The organism is Deinococcus cellulosilyticus NBRC 106333 = KACC 11606, assembly GCF_007990775.1.
Classification (GTDB): Bacteria; Deinococcota; Deinococci; order Deinococcales; family Deinococcaceae; genus Deinococcus_C; species Deinococcus_C cellulosilyticus.
Genome location: NZ_BJXB01000029.1, coordinates 52,457 through 68,357 on the forward strand (window position 1 = coordinate 52,457; position 15,901 = coordinate 68,357).

The following is a 15,901-nucleotide window of genomic DNA, read 5'->3' on the forward strand; positions in this document are numbered from 1 at the left end:
GTCAGCTTTCAGCCTTCAGCTGAAAACGTTGTCTGGGAAGTTCACAGTTTACGGTGGACAGTTACAGCGAGCCAGAACAGGTGATCTCAAAGAAGGGCTGAGCGGCCCAGCACCTCCATTTTCAGGGTTTCCACAAACCCCTCCACCTCCTGAAATGAAGTGCTGCGGCCCAGCGAGATCCTCAGTGCCCGATAAGCCTCCTGCACCGTGTACCCCAGCGCCTGAATCACGTAAGAAGGCTCCAGTGCGCCGGTTCGACAGGCAGACCCATTACTGAGCGCATAATTTGCGAGGTGGGCAATCAGAACTTCGCTGTCCAGATCTGGCAACATGAGGTTCACAACACCGGGAAGCGAGTGAGCGGGATCACCATTGATTTTCAAGCCGAGTCCATGCATTTGAAAAAGCAGGTGAGACCTCAGGTTTGCAAGATGGGTGCGGATCTCTTCCCCTTCCAGACGGGTGATTTCTGCTGCCTTGCCCAGACCCACCACCCCGGGCACGTTGGTGGTTCCTGAGCGCAGGTTCCATTCCTGCCCTCCACCGTAAATCAGGGGCTCGATGGGGATGCCGGCAGCCCCTCCCCGGATGAACAGGGCTCCCACGCCTTTCGGTCCATACAGCTTGTGCCCGCTGAGTGAAAGCAAATCCACATCCCAGTCGATCACGTCCAGCGGAAGTTGTCCCACATACTGCGTGGCGTCGGTGTGCATGTAGGCCCCAGATTCGTGGGCAAGTTCTGCGATGGCAGGAATGTCCTGTAAAGTCCCGATTTCGTTGTTGGCGGCCTGCACACTGACCATCAAAACTTCGTCTGAAAGGTTGGCCCTGAGAACTTCGAGGTCCAGGCGGCCTGTGCGGGTGACGGGCAGGGGGATCAGCTCAAAGCCTTCACGGGCCAGAGGGGCAGCAAGGTTCAGAATGGCCTTGTGCTCGATGGTGGTGGTGAGGATCTTGCGGCGCTTCCCAGTGTGTTTTCTCGCCACCCCCAGCAGGGCCAGGTTGTTGCTCTCGCTGGCCCCACTGGTGAAGATGATTTCGCTGGCAAAGGCCCCGAGCAGTTCAGCCACCTGCTCACGGGCCGTTTCCACTGCTTTTTTGGCCTGCCTGCCTGCCATGTGCAGGGTGCTGGAAGGATTGGCGTACTGCTCCGTGAAAAAGGGCAGCATCCTCTCCACCACCCTTTGATCACAGGGGGTGGAGGCACTGAAATCCAGGTAAACCGTCACAGGTCCCTCCTCATCGGGGACAGGAAGTCTTCCAGTTCTTCAGATGACATCAAGGGGGCCTGCAATCTGGTCACCTTGCCCGAAGCCTCCAGGTACAGCATGTCCCCATGGCCGACCAGGTTTTCTGCTCCGGGCTGGTCCAGAATCACCCGGGAGTCGATGCTGGTGGTGACTTTCAGGGCGACCCGGGTGGGCAGGTTCGCTTTGAGGACGCCCGTCACCACATCGGTGCTGGGCCGCTGGGTGGCCAGAATCAGGTGCAGCCCCAGTGCGCGACCCACCTGGGCGAGGCTCATCAGGTCCTGCTCGAAAGCCTTGCGTTCTTTGTCGGGAATGACGGTCAGCAGCTGTGCGTACTCGTCGATCACTGCAACGACCATTGGGAGGGCCTCTTCTGGGAAACGACGGTTGAATTCCTGAATGTTGAAGACCCTGGCCTTCCCGATGATGTCCTGTCTGCGGGGCATTTCCTCATGGATCAGGGCAAGGAGTCTTTCCTGGGCGACCCGGGCATCGAGCAGGACCTTGCCCTCGTTCATCAGATGGGGCAGCCCTCCGAACATCGCAAAGTCGGTGCGTTTGGGGTCCACGATCATCAGTTGCAGCTGCTCGGGGGTGTGTTTGGCGGTCAGGCACACAAGCAGGTTGCGCAGAAAGACCGATTTCCCTGATCCGGTCACACCGGCAACCAGCAGGTGCGGGAAGGTGGCAAGGTCTGCAGTGACCATCTGCCCATCGGGTTTCTGTCCAAGGACCACCGGGAGGGTCCCAGGCTGACCTGAGGGCAAAGTTTCCAGCAAAGGCAAAAACGGAATGGTTTCTTTTTCTGCTCTGGGAATGTCGATCCCAATGAAGTGCGTTGAGGGCACATTGTCGATGAAGGGGATGGAAGGCAGGGCCATTTCCCGCTGCAGGTTCACCGCCTGCTTCTGCAATTTGGCAAGGTCCTCTCCAGGGCGTAGGCGCACCTTGAAGCGCACGATGGCCGCGCCCACATCCGCCTCTTTGGGGTTCACCGGGAACACCCCGAGGTTGTAGTCCCTTAAGAGGCGTTGCAGTTTGCGGGCCTGTTCTTCCAGCCACACCTGCAGGCGTTCCTGGGCAGGGTTCGGGGTGTCCTGCACCTCCTCCATTTTCACGACTTCAGGGGGAGGCATCACCATCACGGTGGTTTCACTGGCCCTGAAAGGTGCAGATGGCGTAGAGACAGCCTCATGAACTGCAACTGGAATGGGGAGGGGGTCAGGTTCCCAGGCAGACTCTTCGACAGGTTCAGGCTCCACCTCGGGGGTCCGCTCCAGCCTTTCCCACAAATGCTCTTCAATGTCGATGTTCCGGGTGGCGGCCATCTCACGCAGGGCTTCCCGGAGGGCCGTTCGGCTGTAATGGCGGGCTGTGAAGGTCACCCCGAGGGTGCTGGCCAGTTGTGTCTCGAAGTCCTGTTTCGAGGTCTTGAATTCTGCAAGTTTTGGGTTTCCAGGTCCGTTGTGGCAGAAAATCCAGGTCTGTCCCTGCACTGAGAGTTCAAAGCGTCCGGTCCTCAGGGCCTCGCGGAAGTCCTCCCACAGGGAGAGTTCCCTGCCGGTGATTTCCATGTTGCCAGCGAGGGCCTGGTAAAGCTGGTTGTACCAGTACGCGTGATCCAGATGGACTTTCTGGGGCCGGAAGATCTGCAGGATGCGCTCAGTCCCACGGGCCACCTGCACCTCGGCGTCCCTGGCCTCCCGGTCAAAGTGGTCGGTGCTCACGCATTTGGTTTCCACCACCCGCATGGACAGTTTCACCTGTCTGTCCACAGTCTGGTGGAGCCGCACATGCAGCAGATCAGGCATCTTGTCCCTGAACCAGTGCCTGAAGTCATCAAGGTACAGCCAGGTGTCGAGATGGATCTCCTCTGCGAGGCCGGCAAGCTCCTGTTCGATGCGGAATCGAGCGGTCACCAGTCCAATGATCTCGTTGAGGTACGCACCAGGGCCTGCAGCACGCAGCACGATGTCTCCGGACACATTGCGGGCATAATCCACCATCGCTTCTGCAAGCTGGGTGAGGGTCCCTCTCTCGAAGCCAGAGAGCAACTGGTGCCCGAGGTTGCTCCCAAGCCTGCGGACCACCACGTCCCTGACCTGTCTGGAAGATGAAACGGTCATCTTGTGCTGTTTCAGTGGACCGAGGCCCAGCGAGTACCGGATCACCTGCACGGCCTGCGGGAAACCCCGTTCCAGCAGGTAGCGGTCCACAGTGGTGTCATAACACACCACCCAGTTGAAGTGCTCATGGAGCTGTTTCAGTTCAGTTTCCCAGTTTTCCAGGGTGATGCGCAGCTGGAAATCCATGCCCTCTCCCCAGAGTTTGCCGCCCTTGCGGTGGACCAGATGCTGCATGCGGTAGAAATCCAGCAACAAAGCTGTTTTCCAGCGGGGGGTGAGCTGCACCTGCCGGTCCAGCTCGTCCCGGTTCACAGGCAGGGGCTGACTGGCAAACTGGGGGGCGTATCCAGAGAGGGCCAGGATTTCAGTGTCCTGGTCCTGAAGGTCTTCCACCTTCTGGCCTTTTTCGGAGAGCACATCGGCCAGGATGGCCAGATCGGTTTCGGTCAGGCCCTGCACGAGGTCCAGGAGAGGCCCTTGCACCACCCGCAGGTTCACTGCCGGGAAATAGCTGCCAGAGAGGGGAACCGTCTCCTCATCGTGTTCTGCGATCCACTCGTTCACCGCCTGATGGAGCCTCACCCCGTTGTCCAGGGTGTGCACGGTCAGGTTGAATTTCAGGTTCCATTTGCGTTTTTCGGAGAGCTTCAGGAGCTCATCTGCCAGCACTCCGGGCAGGGCCGCATTGCTGCACTGCAAGAGGTAGATGTCCACCCCATCTCGCACAAAGGGGTAGGTTTCCAGGTAATCCTCGATCACCTTGATCAGGGAACGGGTCGCCATCATCGCATCCACACGGGTGTCCGAGCGCCGGGAAAGCCTCTCTCCCTGCAGGGGACTGTACAGCTCAAACCCCATATGTTCCTGCATGGACACCAGATACTCCGAATTCAGCCTTCCTTCTGGCAGGTGGGCCAGCACTGCGGGTGAACTGGCTGAAGCGTGCAGGCGGTCCAGATCTTCCCTCATCCCTTTGAAATCCACGGCCTCAACAGGCTTGTGGGGGTCAAGGAGCTTCCAGATCAGGGTGTGCAACTGCTGGTTTCTTTCCACCCACCAGTGGAGTTTTAAAGGGTGCAAAAAGGGCATCACCAGTTGCCCGCTGTGGTCCCTGAGTTCCACCATCCATGCCCGGTTGAGCCAGGGAAAAGCCTGACGGGAAGCCAGCGTGTGGCGCGACAGGTGCAAAATGGACAGGCTGAGGAGCGTTTCGTAAGCTTCCAGCAGGCGGTACACATTGATGCGCCTGAGGCCCGACTGCAAAGTCAGGCCCACAAAAGCCTTCCACTGGTCGAGCAGGTGCAACATGGCGTCCTGCAGGTCCACAGCCCCGGCATTGTGCATGCCGTAATGCTTTCCGAGCACCTCCTGCACAAAAGGCTGGTCGATGGACGTCCCGCTGGAAGCGTAATTTCCCAGGCTTTTCAGGGGAGACTCCAGGTCGATGCCCTGTCCACCCGTCGTTCTGGGCACGGTGTAGGTCGGAATGAACTGCTGCTGGTGCTCAATGATGTGCAGCAGTTGCCCGTGGGTGGTGGCATTCACATCGTCTGGCTCGTACACCCACACCAGATCCATGGTCTGCCCTTTTTCCCCACCTGGACCTTTCACCTCCACCTTGAACAGCAGTTCAGAACGGGGAGGTTCCGGATCTTTGGGATCGAGTTCCTCATTCCAGACCGGGGTGATGTCCCAGAGGGCTCCCAGATCCCAGGTGATCGCAGGCAAAGCCTCGTGGATGTTCCCGTACAGGGCACGGAACGCCTGCAAGGCCCGTCTGGAGGGTTCCTTCTTGCCTTTTTCGGGTTTGAAGGAGATTTTGAGGGTCAGGTTCTCCCCGTCCGTCCGGTCTGTGGGGTCGAGCAGCTCCATTGCACAGCGGGCCACCTCAATGGGAAAATCACGCCCCTCCCGTTTGCGGGTGCCCCGCTCCTTGCGCAGGGCCTGCAGGATTTTTCTGTCCAGCACATCTGCCAGATCGTCCAGCACCTGTTCGATGTCCTCGACCTGTGGTGTTTTGCCATCCATGAGGTCCTGAAGCATGTTTTTCAGGGCCTCGCTCTGGCTTTCAATCCGCACGTCCCGTCCGGTGAGGGCCAGTTCAATGTCTTCTGCAAGGTTTTTCCGTGCGTCTTTCTTGCTGATCTTCGCCCGTTTTGAGAGGGCAAACTGCACCTCGTCCCAGTCGAGCTGCAAGGCCCTGAGCAGGTCTTCTCCATGCAAGGGCTCGGCCAGAAAGCGACGCAGGGTCTCCGCTTTCTGCTGCGGGGTGAGGCCTCCAGATGCACTTTCGTCCTCAAAATTGAACTGGTTGTCCTCGATCAGCTCCAGGTAGGTTTTCTGCTTGCTGGGCTCGATGTGCTCACTACCCAGCGAAGCCACCTGCAGAATGCTTTTCAGGAGCCGGTCCTGTTTTGCGGTGCCGATCACTTCACTCTGGCCCTCACAGCGGAACAGTCCCAGGTGGGGCAGGGCACGGGTGATGGCTTTTTTCAGCTTCAATCCGGGGTTTTGTGCAAGGAGGTCATTCACCTCGGTCAGGAAACGGGCAAGGTCGCGCAGTTGTGGCTTGCGTAAAGTTTCCAGCCGGGACAGAAACGTGGTCATCAGGGCCCAGTCTTCCGGTGCAAGCTGGTGGCCCGTGAAAGCCGCCTCAAAAAGTTGCCTGAGTCCGCCATCGTTTTTGCTGGAGGTCAGGGCTGCCTCATCGATGGTGAAGATGTTTTTCAGGCTCTGCGCGTCCGAGGTGGGGACGTTCATGATGAGCAGCAGCACTTCGTCTTCCTCAACGTGGTTGCGGTACCAGGTCGCCGAGCGGTTCTCTTCCACTGCCTGACGTTCAAAACCCCTGACCGGGCTGGTGGTCCTCACCTGAATGCGTTTTCCACCCAGCTGAAATCCAGTGCTGGAGAGGGCCTGCAGCAGTTCCAGGTAAGTGCTGTCGTCAAAGCCTTCGATTTTGATGAAACCTCTGGCTTTGCTCTGCGCTGAAACCACCTGATGCTCGATGGCTTTCACAAGGGCACGGGTGATGGTGTTCATGCCTGACCTCCCTGCACCATGGCGGTGGCATCCGAGAACTCAAGGGCCAGCCCGGCGTTTTTCAGTTTCTGCAAGAGCATGTTCTGGTTCATTTCGTAATACTCGGCATTCAGGCGGTGGCGCTCAAAAAGCCCGGACTCCCTGGCCTGAGACAGGCCCACCACAAGGCCGTATTTCTGGTACAGGAGCGAGAGAAATTCGGTGAACTCCATGCGCTCTGCAGGTCCGAGGTTGGCGTAAACCAGGGTTTTCAGGAGGTTGTTTTGCAGCACGTAGCGCTGAGGGGTGCCCACCAGAGGGGCCACAAAGCCGCAGTACTTGGCGAGTTTGCGGTGCACCCCCTCGAAATTCTTGTTGAAGTCACCCATCAGGAGTTCTTCCAGCCTGTCCTGGAAGAGTTTGCGCTGTGCCTCAATCCCTTTATCGCCAGTCATCTTGCTCCAGCGGGCCTCAAGGTCCGTCTGGTGATTTGAGAGGTCCTGTTTTTTGACTGGATAATGGTCTCCCAGGTGGTCAATGAACTTCCGCAGGTTTTCCATCCAGCTGGTGCCTCCAGGGAACAGCGTTCGCAGTTCCTGTTCGAAATGGCACTGCACGGCAACCCGGATCTGGCTTTCCTGCTCTCTGAACTGCACGGCAGAGGCCCGCCTGAGGCTGCTGTCCCGGCTGTTTTCCAGCAGGTCCACAAGGAGCCTGGGGAGCATTTCGGTTTTGCCGGAAAGCACCAGCGAACGGTGGTAGATGTACTGGGTGATCTGGAAGGCCATCAGGTACGAGAAGAGGGTGAGCAGTTCGGTGGCGTCCAGTTCGGCGTGCAGCAGTTTGTTCACGTCTTCAGCCATCTGGTGGCAGAACGCCTGATCGGGTTCGGGAATCCAGCCAAGGTAGCCTCTCCCCTTGCCGCCTTCTTCGGGGTCCTCCTCTTCAAGCTCTTCTGACGGACTTTCATTCTGCCAGAGCGAGTCAATGAACTGGGCCAGCTGCCCGATGCTGGGCTGGCTGTCTTTCATCAGAAATTTCAGGCGGGAGGTGATGGAGCAGGCAAGTTGTGGGTCCTGCCTGGTGCCTGCAGAGAGCAAAAGGTAATAGAGCTGCCCACCACGCACAAAGAAGTTGGCGGCGGTGAATTCCATCCCCCGGTCAAGTTCATGGTCCTCAATCTGGTGGAGTTCGTCTTCAGAGATGCGCTCGGTTTTGGACTTCTTGCGCAACGCCTCCCAGAACAACAAGGATTCATGGGCCGGGAACAGGGCACGCGCAAACCAGGAGCGGTTGCTTTCCACTGCGGTGAAAGACTTCAGCAGGGACTTGGCGGACTCCACGGGGTCAAATCCTGAGTCCATGCCCAGAGGGGTGGGGTTCAGTCTGATCAGGTCCGACTGGCGGAGCTTGTTCTCCAGACGCTTCCGGGCAAAGTCGTCTCTGGGATGCCGGGATTTCTCGGTGTCCGAGTAGAACACGAAACGCCTCAGGCCCAGACGGGTGGCCTTCTTGAACCCCAGGCTTTTTCGGTCCTGCTTTTCCCCGTCACAGATGCCCCGTCCAAGCTCATAGTCAAAGCCGTACAGCACGTTCAAGAACTCCAGCAGGTATTCCATCGGGTCCTGCCCGATGCGGAAACGGTGGCCCCAGATGTAGGCGCTCACCGGGTACTGTTTGGGTGCACTGTCATAATTGCCATACCGCTGCATGCTCATGCCTCCACCTCTTGTGGCAGCCTCAGGACCTGCGGGCGGTACCCGCTGCCGGTCAACTCAAAAAACTCAATGTGGTCTCCTGTGGGACCCGTCTGAAAGCGGGTGAGAAGTTCGTCTTTCAGGTGGCGGATGTCCAGATCGCACTCCTCAGAGAGCACGTTGGAGGTTCCGCCAGACGCCCTGCGCATCACGTACTCGAAACGCAGCAGGTTCACCTTCCAGCGGACCGGCTCCGGGCTGAGTTTCACATTGGTGATCTGCAGGGTCATCTGTGGACGGGCAGGCATGAAATTCTGCGTTTCAGCGTTCACTTCCAGATCCAGTTGCTCGTAAGGAATCTTCTGGCGGATGATGGGAATGCTGGTCCTCGCCCCCTGACCGTAGTGGGAGGTCACGTACAGGTGGTCGGTTTCCTGCACAAAAAGCCCTGAAAAAGCCCGGTTCAAACCCAGCACCATCTTGCGCACCTGCCAGGCCTTCAGGGTGTGCTTCCTGTCTTCCAGAAGTTTCAGGTAAAGCCCGAGGTGCTGGAATGGAAGCAGCCCCAGCACCGCGTCCTCATCGTGCCACTCGAAGAACACCTTGCGCCTGCAAAAGGGAAGCCAGTTTTTCACAAAGTCCACAGCCTGCTCCAGCTGGTCCCCAAGCAGGTAACTGGCCCTCTCCTGCTGGAAGAGGGTGTGCCCCAGATCAATGGCAGGCTCGAACACCTGCCGGTACTCCGGCTGTTCACTGGCCTGATGGTCACTGATGATGAAGTGGTCCACCTGAAACACTGACTGCCCGGCCACATCCAGCCGGTTCATCAGTTTCAGGGCGGTGGCTTTCTTGCGGAACGTCTCTGTGGCGGCCTCCCCCCACAGGTTGTTGTAGTAGGCGTACTGCCTTGCAACCGAGCGCCATTCGCTGGGTTTCCCTCGCTGCGCACGGACCTTCTGGCAACTCAGGCCTCCGGTGACGGTGAAGGCCATGTGCACCAGTTGATCCCGCACGGTGATGTGGTGCTCCAGGTGTTCGAGGACCTCGTAAAGCCTCAGGACCCGCTGTTGAATACGCGGCTGTTGCAGTTTGCGAGCGTTGTGCAGGATGGGGCAGTCCCCTTTCGCGGCACAGCCTCCACAGGCTTCCCACCTGTCAGGATCGGTCATCCAGCTGAGAACCTGAGGAATGTAGCTGGAGGTGGGAATGCGGTTCAGGTCGATGACCAGCACAGGTTTAGATGGATCAGGACCTTCCTGCAGCTGGCGATCCACTTCGGCCTGAAGCTCAGGAAGGCCCAGTGAGGCAAGCTGTGCCCTCAGGCGTCCCTCGTTGGCCGCAATCAGGAAGGGCATGGAGGGCATGCCCAGGAGGCGGCGGTGCAAACCCTTCAGGACGACCCCTGACGACTCAATCCCCATCTCAGAGAGGTCCTTGATGACCCTCAGGGGGTGCCCCTGGCGGTAAAAATCCTGTTTGACCGCATCCCGGTCCCAGCCGGCAAACTTCTGGCCTGTGAATTTTTCAATGATCTTGCGGCACAGGTAGGTTTTGCCGTCTCCTGCGTTCCCGGTGAGGATCACGGCAGGGGGATGGTCCTGATCAAAAAGCTCAAAGAGTTTCCGTCCAACTTCAGTGTCCAGCGAAAGGGGCTCAATGCCGTCCACTCTGGAATTGGAAGTGAACTCATCAAAGGCGGCCTCATGCTCTGGAGAGGCGGTGGTGTAGCGGTTGAGGTAGGCCACAAAGGGATTGGTCATGGATGCACCCCCAGAAAGTTCACAGTAGACAGTTCACAGTGTTTTGCGTATGGCCTGAGCAAAAGTTCAGAGAACCGTCACATGAAGAGGATTCAAAGCAAAAATCGCCTGCCAGGAAAGCTTTTGCTTGCTGTGAACTGTCCACAGGCTTGCCCTGATCACGTGCTTGCGAAACGGTCCGCTGTGAACTGTGAACTGTCTTGCCCTTAAAACGCGCTTGCAGGACGGCCTGCTTCTTGACTCTGACAGCGTGCTCCCCAGGCGGCTGGGTCGCACTGAGTCGCTTCGCGCTGGGCGCTGTAAACTGTAAACTCCTAATCACAGGTGACAGATGGAACAGCCCACTTCTTCCTCGGCGTCCATCTCTCCAGTGAAAGCTTCGGCCAGGGATTTCGGTCTGCGGCGTGCTGCGGCCCGTTTCTGGCGTTTTTCCTCTTCGAGTTTAATCTGGGCGATGCGTTCTGGTCGGGCAAGGTCAGCGAGGCTCTCCCCTTCCCTCCAGGTGTAACCCTCCTCGGGTTTCTCGTACTGCATGGCCTCCTCGAATTTGTCGGGGTGACGCTCTAAAAGGCCCACCCACTCGATGCCCCGCTGGAAGAAACAAAAAGTGCAGCCAGAACGGGAACGCCACTCGTAGTATTTTGGGATGCCAACACTGCTTTCTTCGAGCAGCCTGAACACGTCCTCTCTGGTGATTCCTGCTTCCTTGAAGGGGTAAACGGGGGTCACGTTGGGTTTGGAGGTGATGTGCCCATCCCGGTGCTCATCTGCACGGATGGCGATATAAAGGTGCACGGGGTCGGTTCCGATGTATTTCTCAAACGGTTCAATTTTCAGTTGCCTTGTGCACCAGCGCATGTTCGGGGAGGGCAGGTATCCCCGGTACATGTCCAGCCAGTAATCAAAACCCCTCTCCTGCTCGTCTTCCAAAAGCCGGGTGATGGGTTTCCCCAGAAAGGCCTCCAGGCGGGACAGGTATTCGTAGGTTTCGGGGAGTTCCTTGTGGGTGTCACAGAACAGGTACTCCATCTCGATCTCGGGGTGGTGTTCTTTCATATAGATGGCAAGTGCAGTGCTGTCCTTGCCCCCTGAGACCAGCAGAACGTGCCGCATGGTTTCACTCATGGTGTCCTCCGATGATTTTGCGGGTGAGCAGGGCGAGGGCCGAGTAAAGCACGTTCGGGTCCTGTCCTTTTGCTTGCGTCCTGAATTGCTTCAGAAGTTCATTGCTGAGGAGTTCGGCGTCCTGTCTCTGGTCTTCTCGCAGGCTGAACACCTTGCGGTCTTCCTTGAGGTCCTGACCGAGCATGGAAATGCGGATCACCTGCACCCCGGCGTCCTGCTCAGCGTCCACTTTTTCGCGCACCAGTTCTTCCAGACGCTGGAAGTCACTGGCAATCTGGCGCAATTTCACCTGGAAGGCCATCAGATCCCCATCCCGCCAGTCGGTGACGGGTTTTCCACTGTGGACCACCCGTCCAACTTGCTCCCTCCACTGCTCTGAAGTTGCAGATGAGAGCTGCTGCACAAAGGCGGTGAGGGTCTGGTCCACGGTGTACCCACGGAGTTGCCCTGCCCGTTTTCTCAGGCCTTCACGCATTTCTTCGGAGGTGCCCGTGATCTGGAAGGCTTCACGCACCTGCTCTTCAATCTGGTAAAGCAGGCTCGCGTAAGCGGACCCCATCGCATTCAGGCAGTCCAGCAGCCAGGAAGACAGGGATTTCGGATGGCTTTCCCCTTCCAGGGTGCTGTGATGCAAGGCGAGGATGTCCTGGGTGACGAGTTGCACCGGGTCCTTGATCCTCAGCAGCATGTCACGCAGGAGGACCGCAGAGGCAGGCTCAAGTTTGCGGGTGTATTTGCTGTACGCGGGGAGTCTGGCGGCCACCAGAATCAGGGGCTTCACCACATCCATCAAAAGCGGGGTGCTCCCTGTTTCGGTTTTCCCACCATAAATGCGGATCGCCTCGTGCATGTCCTGCAGGGCCTGCAGGGTTTCGTCAGTGAACTCAATCCACTGCACCTCGAACAGGTCCGGGCGGCGCACCAGACGCTCAAGCGTTTCAATTCGGAGCTCTGGCACAAAGAGCCCTTCATCAAAGATCGCCACACGTTCGCGCAGGTGAATGAGCAAAGCAGAAACCAGCACCGGAATGGGGCCTTCAGCAATGCCAAAGGGAGGGAGCCTGAGCAGTTCAAAAAGCTCCGTGAGGGGAACACGGGCAGTCTGGCGCTCCTTCAGAAGCTCAATCATGGCCTGCCACACCGCCCGATAACTTCCCTCAGGCTCCGTAAATGCCCACTGTCCATTCAACTCTTGATGAAAACCGCCTTTTTTCAGGACAGCGGCATACATGCTGTACTCAGGAGGGAAACCCTCCATGCCCAGTCTGGGCAGGTGATGTCTGAGGAGCATCGCTTCCAGCAGGTTGCGTCTGGCCTTGGCAGACTGGGAAGAAAGCTGGTTGCGGTTGAGAAGCTCATTTCGGATCACCGGAGCGAGGGGATACATGTGGTCCAGAATCTGACTGAGCCACTGCTGGAACTGTCTTGCGGTAGAGGGTGTATGCAGATTTCCTGCATGGAACCATTCGCTTCTGGAAGGATCAAAGCGGTACCCTTTCACCCCGAAGAGCGCACCGATCACGTTTTCCAGGCGCTGTTGGGTCTGCTGGATGCGGCCCTCAAGTTCCTTTTTCGCCACCGGGTCCCCTTCCAGGGCCGTGCTGGTGCGCCTTATGGTCTCCCAGGCGGTGAGTTCCCTCAAAATGCCTTCCAGACCAACCACAGGTCTGGGAAAAGCGAAAATCACATTGGTGTTTTTCTCGTGGTACTGGGCAACCAGCTGCAACTGCTTGCGTTCTGAATCCGTACTGCTCAGGACAAAAATGATCTGCAGGTGGTCTGGTTTCAGTTTTGAGACCTGGGTGGAGAGTTCTGTGGAGCGGCCTTCAAAAATGGTGACTTCAAAGGAACGCAAGTTTCCGGTGCGGATGTAGTGGGCACGGGCCATCTGGGGGTACAGGTCCAGGTGCTTTTGCAGGGCACGGGACAGGGAAAGCTGACCCTGCTTTTCGATGACTTTCGTGAATTCCTCTTCAAGGTCCACATCGGAGCCGTCCCACAGGGCGTAGGTCTGTTCGAAGTTGCGGAAGATTACCAGCGACTTGTTTTTGAGTTCCAATAGGGCCTGATCGACTTCCGCTTCTTCTCCGCAGGCTGCCATCAGGGTTTCACGGGTGGCTTTGAGGCCCACCTGTGATCCGTAGCTGGAAATCAGTCCGATGGCCTGCACCACCTGCCTGAGAAGAGGCGAGGCGTGTTGCCCAAGGCGGTCACAGGCCACTTCAATCTGGCTCCATCGACGCGACAGGTCGCTCTGGTAAGCGGCACTCCCGAGGGTGTTCACCACGTACTGGTACAGGTGAGAGAGGGAGTACATGGGGGTACCGGTGTCCGTGTCCTGGGAGGTCAGGAAATCCAGCAGCCCGAAAGGTTCACTTCCGGTCAGGAAAGCAAAGAGGGAACGCTCATTCTGGGCAAGCTTGCTGCGAAAAAGCGGCCACAATAAAAGGGCAGTGATGGGTTCGATGGGAACCGATTTGAGCAGGTGGCTGTCCAGACCGGGGATGCGTTTTCTGGCCTCATCCAGGGCACCAGAATCCAGCACCTCTCTCACACGTCTGGCATAGGCTTTTGAAATCTCGGGTGTCGTCCGGAAGTCCACAGCACTGGCAATCAGTTGCAGGAATTGTTCTGCAGGCTCCTGGAAATTCACGTCGGTGAAGCGGCCCTGCACTTTCTGCCACTCGGCCCGTGCGGTGTGATCAGCGTGCATCAGGTAATCGCTGAAACCTGTGTGAAGAACCGTGATCAGACAGACCGGAAAGAGGCTTCTGGAGGCGAATTCTGCCAGTTCCTGCATCAGAAAGAGGTCTTCAGTGTCTGGATTTTGCGCTGCGTATTCCAGAAACTTCCCGAACTCATCCAGAATGAGCAGCAGACCTCCCCTGCTCCTCAGGGACAGGTGCTGGGTGACCGTTTCGAGCAACTCCACCACCCGCACATCTGGGCTGTGCCAGTGGGACAGCTTCGCTTCCAGTTCTGGAAATTCAGCGGTCACCGTCTGCACGATGGCCTCTTTGAGGGTCAGGTGCAGGTTTCTGCGTTGCCCGACCAGCAGGAGTGGAAAAAACGGTGCAAGATGAAAGCCAGTTCTGGACCGGATGGCCTGCCCCATCGAGGTTCTGGGAAACGCAGATGCAAGGGTGTCTGCCAGAAACAGAGCAAAACTGGATTTCCCCGACCCGTAAGGTCCAGTGATGGACCAGGTGCGGGGCTGTCCTGCCTGCGAGAGTCCTTTCAGGATGCGCTCGGTGAGGCTTTGCCCGTTGGGGGTGAGGATGTACCCTTCCAGGTGCTCTGCGTCCTTGTAGTCTTTGACCAGTTGCACACTGCGGTGGAAACGGCCTTTCACCGCCACCATTTCACTGAGAACGGCGTTCATGGCAGGGCTCCTTCCAGGGTGTAATGGTTTTCCAGCAGGGTGAAGAGGATGTTTTCAGGCCAGGCTGCACTTTTGATCAGGCTGCGCATTCCTGCGGTGTCATCAAAATGAATTCCAGTGAGGTCCTGGACCTGCTCCACCCGGTTGAGAAAAGCTGTTTCGGTCAGTTTGAAGGCTGCCCCGGGTGCTCCAGGATGGTACATGAAACGCTCAAGGCTGACCGTGGAGATTTCAGGAAAGTTTTTTTGCCAGTAATCGAGCAGTGCATAAGCAAAAACAGCGTCTGGGAGGCTTCTGTGCTCACCCCTGATGAAAGTGAAGGTGTTGCGATCCAACCTCCTCAGGAGTCCCAACTCCACAAGTGGGGAATCAAAAGACTCTTCCCCGACCTGACCCCTCGGGTTCAAAGCAGGGAGGTAGGTGCGGATCAGGACTTCAAAATCCCGCTCGATGGAATTCGCGTTTGCACGAGAGTTTCCCTGATGCTGCAGGTGATCGAGGACCCATGAGACCACTTCCTGCCTTGTGAAGGTGTCCGTACGGAACACTGTGAAAAGCAGGTGCCACAGGGTGGCTTCTTCGGGATTTTGCAGGATCAGGTGGTGCAGGAGCCACAAGGTAGCGGGATCTTCGAGGTAAGGGTCCCATCCTTTTTCTGAAAGCAGCAGTCTTGCAAGTGTCGTGGGCTCGAAAAGGCCTTTGTGACCTTTGACAGGCTGAATGAGCCCCATCACCGTGCACCAATGCCGGATGGAACCCACCATGTTTTTGCCAACCCCGAGTGCAGTGGTGGCGTCTTCAAGGAGAAACAGGTGACTCTGCTGCTCAAGGCCCTGCACGGCTTTGGGCAACCAACTGTAACGCAGGGCAAAGGATTCATGGCCACTGAAGGACGTTCGGGTTAGAGGTGTCATGAGCATGGTTGGACCTTTCAAAGAGGAAGAGAACAACACCTCTAGCGGCCCTGTGTGAATGTTCTCCATCTACAGGGCTTGCAGGGCATGATGTTCGGGCGAACACAAATGGGCCATGACTCAAAACCCTGCCTTCCTGCAGATGCTTTGATGTCCTGGTGCCTTAACAGGTTTTTTGCGTTGTTAAAGCTGTTGGTTATGACTGCATAAAATGGATATAGCTGAAAATCCAAGTTTGGGAAACCACACCTTTATTTTTCTAATTTTATGCCTAAAAACAAAAATGCCTGCAGAACACACAATAAAAATGGGCATTGTAATAAATATATTCAGACGCGACAACTTGCAGTTCATTTTCTGGACCACCATCTACGGGTTTTCCCCTAGAAACTTCAGAGGACTTTGGGGTTTTGGCAGGAAATGAAGACAAACCGACCAAACAAAAAACTGCAATGCAAACTCCCACAAGGCTCAGGATGAAACGCTGAGAATCAGCCACATTGCAATGACTGACAGAGGTTCTCAAATCCCAAATACGCCACGACCCTGAAACAACAGCAACAATATGTCACTCACAGATCACCCATTCCAGGGCCAGAAAGAAAACTGTCACAGTGGGTTCTGAT

At 57.0% G+C, this 15,901-nt stretch carries 7 protein-coding genes; all 7 read right to left on the minus strand.

Features of this window, described 5'->3' with window-relative positions; genetic code table 11:
- Positions 1-86: 86 nt before the first annotated feature.
- Positions 87-1,229: a cysteine desulfurase family protein gene (locus DC3_RS23665; RefSeq protein WP_146889254.1), complete on the minus strand. Its 1,143-nt coding sequence runs from the start codon at positions 1,227-1,229 to the stop codon at positions 87-89.
- Positions 1,226-6,418: a DNA translocase FtsK gene (locus DC3_RS23670; protein WP_146889257.1), complete on the minus strand. Its 5,193-nt coding sequence runs from the start codon at positions 6,416-6,418 to the stop codon at positions 1,226-1,228. The genes DC3_RS23665 and DC3_RS23670 overlap by 4 nt, the downstream gene beginning before the upstream one ends.
- The gene (locus DC3_RS23675; RefSeq protein WP_146889260.1) at positions 6,415-8,115 is read right to left on the minus strand and encodes a hypothetical protein; all 1,701 of its coding nucleotides are present in this window, start codon (positions 8,113-8,115) and stop codon (positions 6,415-6,417) included. Before DC3_RS23675 ends, DC3_RS23670 begins: the two co-directional genes overlap by 4 nt.
- Positions 8,112-9,854, minus strand: a complete 1,743-nt coding sequence (locus DC3_RS23680) for a hypothetical protein (RefSeq protein WP_146889263.1) — start codon at positions 9,852-9,854, stop codon at positions 8,112-8,114. Before DC3_RS23680 ends, DC3_RS23675 begins: the two co-directional genes overlap by 4 nt.
- Before the next feature lie 318 nt (positions 9,855-10,172).
- Positions 10,173-10,979 (minus strand): phosphoadenosine phosphosulfate reductase family protein, encoded by an 807-nt coding sequence (locus DC3_RS23685; protein WP_146889266.1) that lies wholly within the window; start codon positions 10,977-10,979, stop codon positions 10,173-10,175.
- A complete protein-coding gene (locus tag DC3_RS23690) occupies positions 10,972-14,361 on the minus strand; it encodes a hypothetical protein (RefSeq protein ID WP_146889270.1) in 3,390 nt (1,129 codons plus the stop codon). Before DC3_RS23690 ends, DC3_RS23685 begins: the two co-directional genes overlap by 8 nt.
- The gene (locus tag DC3_RS23695; protein ID WP_186816220.1) at positions 14,358-15,281 is read right to left on the minus strand and encodes a DUF4007 family protein; all 924 of its coding nucleotides are present in this window, start codon (positions 15,279-15,281) and stop codon (positions 14,358-14,360) included. The genes DC3_RS23690 and DC3_RS23695 overlap by 4 nt, the downstream gene beginning before the upstream one ends.
- Positions 15,282-15,901: the final 620 nt, after the last annotated feature.